This is a genomic window from Herbaspirillum sp. B65, assembly GCF_000333555.1.
Taxonomy (GTDB): Bacteria; Pseudomonadota; Gammaproteobacteria; order Burkholderiales; family Burkholderiaceae_D; genus Herbaspirillum; species Herbaspirillum rubrisubalbicans.
In genome coordinates, this window is the sequence record NZ_BADI01000472.1 from 1 (window position 1) to 5,568 (window position 5,568).

The 5,568-nt window shown below is 57.9% G+C and carries 6 protein-coding genes; all 6 read right to left on the reverse strand.

Annotation, left to right across the window (positions count from 1 at the left end; genetic code table 11):
• Positions 1-545: iron-containing alcohol dehydrogenase (locus I5W_RS11505; protein WP_044529330.1), on the reverse strand; the 545-nt coding region annotated here is incomplete at its 3' end.
• A gap of 10 nt (positions 546-555) precedes the next feature.
• Positions 556-1,797, reverse strand: coding sequence for a Zn-dependent hydrolase (locus tag I5W_RS11510; RefSeq protein ID WP_044529325.1), 1,242 nt, complete (start codon positions 1,795-1,797; stop codon positions 556-558).
• A gap of 31 nt (positions 1,798-1,828) precedes the next feature.
• On the reverse strand, positions 1,829-2,107 hold the full coding sequence (locus tag I5W_RS11515) for a cupin domain-containing protein (RefSeq protein WP_044529326.1): 279 nt from the start codon (positions 2,105-2,107) through the stop codon (positions 1,829-1,831).
• Complete coding sequence (locus I5W_RS11520) at positions 2,104-3,789, reverse strand: ABC transporter ATP-binding protein (RefSeq protein ID WP_044529327.1); 1,686 nt, start codon at positions 3,787-3,789, stop codon at positions 2,104-2,106. Before I5W_RS11520 ends, I5W_RS11515 begins: the two co-directional genes overlap by 4 nt.
• Positions 3,790-3,791: 2 nt before the next feature.
• A complete protein-coding gene (locus I5W_RS11525) occupies positions 3,792-4,634 on the reverse strand; it encodes an ABC transporter permease (RefSeq protein ID WP_044529328.1) in 843 nt (280 codons plus the stop codon).
• On the reverse strand, positions 4,631-5,568 hold a 938-nt coding region (locus I5W_RS11530; RefSeq protein ID WP_044529329.1), incomplete at its 5' end, for an ABC transporter permease. The genes I5W_RS11525 and I5W_RS11530, both read right to left, overlap by 4 nt.

Consider the following 5,568-nt stretch of genomic DNA (forward strand, 5'->3'; position numbering starts at 1 on the left):
CAGCCTTCGGTGAGATCGGGGTCGCACAGCGCACGCCTGGGCAGCAAATTCGGACTGACAATGGCCTTCTTCTGGCCGTCACGCAGGCAGATCAACGCCCCACGCCCCACTTCGCTGCCCGTGCCGGAGGTGGTCGGGATGGCGATGAATGGCGCTGCATTGGCCGTGATGAGCGGCATTGCAGCCATTCCGGCGTATCTCGACAGCGGCGCCTCATGGGTGGCCAATAATGCGACGGCCTTCGCCAGATCCAGCGGGGAGCCGCCGCCGATGGCAATCATTCCATCGCACTGCTGGGCCAAGTACAGGGCGGTCGCCTGTTCCACAGCCTCTTCGGTCGGGTTGGGGGGTGTATCAGCATAGATGACCTGGCGGTGCTCCTCGCTCAGATGCGCGGCGATCTTTTCCCAAATGCCAGCCTTCACGATACCTGTATCGGTGACGATCATCGGTCGATGGATGCCCGCACTGGCCAATGTCGCTTCCAGCTGTTGCAGAACACCGGCGCCAAACTCGATGCTTGTCATGTAATGGATCGAACTCATTTTTTCTCCTTCAAGCCGCTGCGCGCAGCATGGCGTCCAACAGGACATTGCAACCTGCTTCGAGATGTTCTGGTTTGGCGTCTTCAATCTCGTTGTGCGAAATGCCGTCTTTGCACGGAACGAAAATCATCGCAACGGGAATCTGCCCTGCGACATAGACCGCATCGTGGCCGGCGCCGCTGACGATATCCATGCACGAGTAGCCGCGAATCTCAGCGCCCCTTCTCACCCCTTCCACCAGATGCGACGCAAACGGGGTGGGTGCAAATGTAGTCACCGGCTCGATGAGCACCTTGGTCTTGGTCGTTGCAGCCACTTTTTCGCAGGCGGTGCGGATTTCCTCATCCATACTTACCAGCGAGCCCTCGTCGATGTTGCGCAGGTCCACGGAGAACTTGACCCGTCCAGGTATCACGTTGCGCGAATTGGGAAATACGTCAACCATTCCCACCGTACCCCGTCCATTAGGAGCGTGACGGTTGGCAATGGCTACGGTCTCTTCCATCAGCTTGATTGCTGCCTGGAGGGCATCGAGCCGCAGGGCCATGGGCGTAGGGCCTGCATGGGCTTCAGTACCGGTCACGGTGACGTCGTACCAGCGTTGACCCAGGGCACCCGTCACGGCACCAATAACGACATCCGCATCTTCCAGTACGGGCCCCTGTTCAATGTGAGCTTCGAAGTATGCGGCGAACCGGGGTGCGCCCGCGCTCAGCGCAGCGGGCTCCCTGCCCGCATATCCGATTGCCTCCAGCGCAGCCTGGACGGTGATACCGTCCTTGTCTTTCGCCTCCAGTGCGGTCTTGAGGGAGAAACAGCCCGCATAGACGCCAGAGCCCATCATGACTGGCACGAAGCGTGAGCCTTCTTCGTTGGTCCAGATGCAGAGCTCCAGTGGGTGCTGAGTCTGCATGTCATGGTCATTGAGGGTGCGAAAGACCTCAAGCCCTGCCAGTACGCCATAGTTCCCATCAAACTTGCCGCCTGTGGGCTGGGTATCGATATGGCTGCCTACGGCGATGCTCGCCTTGGAATTGTCGCGGCCAGCACGTTTGGCGAAGATATTCCCGATTTCGTCTATGCGGATGGAACAGCCAGCTTGCTTCGCCCAGCCAATCACCAGGTCCCGTCCTTTGCGGTCCAGCTCCGTCAATGCCAGGCGACATACGCCACCGGCGGGGGTCGCACCGATTTGCGCCAATTCCATCAGGCTGTCCCAGAGCCGCGCGCCGTTGATTGATATTGCTTTCATCTGATTCCTTGTTATTTGGTAGTTGGCGACTTCAACTCGACTCCACGAAGACGAATTCAGTCTTTTCAGGATTAATGACGTTGTGCTCGACACCCACAGGCCTGGAATAGGGAACCCCTTGCGTCAGCTCGCTCATGACAGGGCCTGCAGCCGTTTTCAGCAAAAGCACGCCAGTCGTCTGCGGCACGACCACGTAGTGCATCCCATGGCGGTGCCATCCGGTCTCACCACCGGGAGGGAAACGCCATTCGGTGACCTTCACGAAGTCGTCATCGATTTGCACCGTTGGAACTGCGGAGGGGCGGTTCATGCTACTTTCCTGGCCGAATGGGGATTCCACTTTTGCCCCGGGACTGCAGCAATCAACTTTTGGGTGTAGGGGTGCTGGGGGGCATCGAATATCTGCTCCGGATCACCGCTCTCTACGATCTTCCCCTTATGCATGACCAAGACCCGATCACAGATTTGCGCGGCGACGCGCAAGTCATGTGTCACGAAAATGAGCGCAATGTTAAGTCGTTGTTGTAACTGCTTGAGAAGCGTGAGCACCTGCGCCTGGACTGACATGTCGAGGGCAGAGACCGACTCGTCAGCGACGATCACCTGAGGCTCCAGCGCGAGTGCACGTGCGATACCGATTCGTTGGCGCTGGCCGCCGGAGAATTCACTGGAATAGCGGTCAAATGCGGATGCCTCCAGACCTACCAGCTTGAGCAGCTCGCGCGCACGTCGCTCGGACTCGTGACGAGAAATGCCATTGGCCATCGGCGCGTCGCAAATGATTCTCCCTACTGTATGACGCGGATTGAGCGAGGCAAACGGATCCTGGAAGATCATCTGGATGTCCTTGCGTAGCGACCTGAATTGCTGCTGCTTCATCGCTACGATGTCGTGTCCCTGGAACAGGATCTTTCCGCTATCGACCTCGATGAGCTTGAGCAAGCACTTGCCGATGGTAGATTTCCCGGAACCGGACTCACCGACCACGCCTAAGGTTTCGCCCTTCTTGACCACGAAGCTAACATCATCCACGGCAGCGACAACGCGCTTCTTGCCGAACCATCCGGAGCTGCTGCTGTAGGTCTTGCGAAGATGATGCACTTCCAGCACAGGCCATTCGCGCTCTTCGCTGCGAGCAGATACCTCGCCCCGACGCGGCATGGCTGCAATCAACTTTTGGGTATAAGGATGCTGAGGACGGTTCAGGATTTGTTCGGCCGGACCGATTTCTACCAGTACGCCCTTTTCCATCACCGCGATACGGTCGGCAATTTCAGCCACCACGCCAAAATCGTGCGTGATGAACATCACCCCCATTGCGCTGCGAGGCTGCGCGTCGCCTTCGGTCGGGCCAGGATGGCGCCGCTGGCGCTGAATGGACAAGATCAGCGACAGAATCTGAGCCTGGGTGGTCACATCCAGCGCAGTGGTAGGCTCGTCGGCAATGAGAATGTCCGGTTCCAAGGCCAGCGCCATGGCAATCACCACGCGCTGGCGCTGGCCACCTGATAATTGGAACGGGAAGGACCGTTGCAACACTTCCGGCTCGGGCAGACCAACATAGGTGATCAGTTCAAGAACACGGCGTGCCACGGCGGCGTCATCCGTAATGCCGTGTACGCGTAGAACTTCAGCAATCTGCTCGCCCACCCGCATCAATGGGTTCAGGGCCGAAAGCGGCTCCTGAAAGACCATGCCAATCGACTTGCCACGCAACTCCCGAAGTTCATCTTCCGATTTCTCCAACAGGTCCTCGCCCTTGAAGAGAATGCGGCCGGCAGAAGGCTTCAGATTCGGTGGCAAGAGGCCCATGATGGCATTGGCGCTCATGGATTTTCCAGAGCCCGACTCACCCACAATGCACAGTATTTCACCCGCATTGAGCACGTAGTTGACATCTTGTACCGCAAACGGGCGGTCTCCGCCAGCGGGGATGGGAATACTCAGACCGTCGATTTGCAGCAGAGGCTGGCCTGCGTGTAATTGGACCATGTTCATGCTTCACCTCGAGCGCGCAAGTGCGGGTTAAGAGCGTCGTTCAATCCCTCCCCAATCAGATTGACTGCCAATACAGTGATGACGATTGCCAAGCCGGGCATGAAACTCATCCACCAGGCGTCTCGAAGCATGGTTCTGGCCGCGCCGATCATGAATCCCCAGCTCATCATGTTACGGTCGCCCAGGCCGAGGAACGACAGGGCAGATTCGGTAAGGATGGCGGTTGCAATCATCAGTGAAGCGGTCACGATGATGGGTGACATCGCATTGGGCAGGATCTGCGTAAAAATGATTCGCCGCGAGCTCTGGCCGATGACTACGGCTGCCTGAACGAACTCACGGGAACGCAGGGACAGGAATTCCCCACGCACCAGACGCGCAACCGGCGGCCAGGAGACTACCGCAATCGCACAGATGATGGACTCGATGCTCGGTTGGAAGATGGCCACGAGAACGACGGCGATCGCCAGTGCCGGGATGGTTTGAAAGAACTCCGTCAAGCGCATCAAGATGTCATCGAGTTTCCCCCCGTAGTAACCGGCGACGGCGCCGATGGAAATGCCAATCACGGTGGCGACCACGGTACTGACCAGCCCGACCAGCAAGGATGCACGGGCACCGTAGGCCAGGCCTGCAGCGATATCCCGTCCAAGCATATCGGTTCCCAGTGGATGCGCGAGATCGGCGAAGGGGTCAAGCATCGGCTCAGCGACGGAATTCCACGGGTTCGACGGAAATATCAAACCGGCCGCCAGGGCAATCAACACAATCATCAGAATGACAATCAAGCCAATGATTGCACCTTTGTTTTTGGAGAAACGCTTCAGGAATGATTTCATGATTTGACCTCGATACGTGGATCGACGACGCGATACAACATGTCTGACAGCAGGTTGACAAGAACCACCATCACGGACGTGACGAAGAAAACGCCCAGCAGAACCGGGTAGTCGCGTTGGAGCAACGCGTCGAACATGAGTCGTCCGATACCGGGCCAGGCAAAGACCGTCTCCGTCAGTACGGCGCCGCCGACAATTTGACCCGCCTGAATGCTGGCGAAAGTAAAAATAGGCAGCAGCGCATTGCGCAGAATGTGCCGGCGCGTGATCTGCTTGGCGGGAACGCCTTTGGCCCGTGCGGTCTTTACAAAGTCCAGCGACGCGACTTCCAGCATCGCCGCACGCGTAAGACGCGTGTAGATGGCGGTAAAGAAAAGGCCGAGCGTGACGACGGGCAAGATCAAATGCTTCAAGATGTCGACGGCCCTGGCGCCACCGACCAATCCTGCCCCGACAGTTTCCATCCCGAATGGCGGCAACCAGCCCAAGAAAATGGAGAACAACAAGATAGACATCAGCGAAACCCAGAATAACGGTGTTGCGTAGAAAAAAAGAGCGCCCGACATAATGACCGTGTCCGTAACGCGACCGCGGCGAGCCGCAGCCATTACGCCGAGCAAAACACCCAACACCAGAGAGAAAACAAAGGCCGATGCCGTCAATAGAAGCGTTGCCGGCAAGCGATCCCAAATCAGAGACGCAACCGAAATGTTGTTGCGATAGGAAAAGCCGAGGTCCAGCGAAAGGATTCCCTTGATGTACAGCCAGAGCTGCACATACAAGGGTTGATCCAGCCCAAACTGCGCACGCAGCTGGGCAAGAAACTGCGCATCGCCGGCACCAGCCTCACCCGCCATCACCGAGGCCGGATCGCCAGGCGCCATATGCACCAGAAGGAAGTTGAGTATGACGACGCCTAATACGACGAGCGCCG

What these genes read in the sequence shown, in the direction of transcription:
- I5W_RS11510 (WP_044529325.1), bottom strand. Translation starts at nt 1,797, where the DNA reads ATGAAAGCAATATCAATCAACGGCGCGCGGCTCTGGGACAGCCTGATG.
- I5W_RS11515 (WP_044529326.1), bottom strand. Translation starts at nt 2,107, where the DNA reads ATGAACCGCCCCTCCGCAGTTCCAACGGTGCAAATCGATGACGACTTC.
- I5W_RS11520 (WP_044529327.1), bottom strand. Translation starts at nt 3,789, where the DNA reads ATGGTCCAATTACACGCAGGCCAGCCTCTGCTGCAAATCGACGGTCTG.
- I5W_RS11525 (WP_044529328.1), bottom strand. Translation starts at nt 4,634, where the DNA reads ATGAAATCATTCCTGAAGCGTTTCTCCAAAAACAAAGGTGCAATCATT.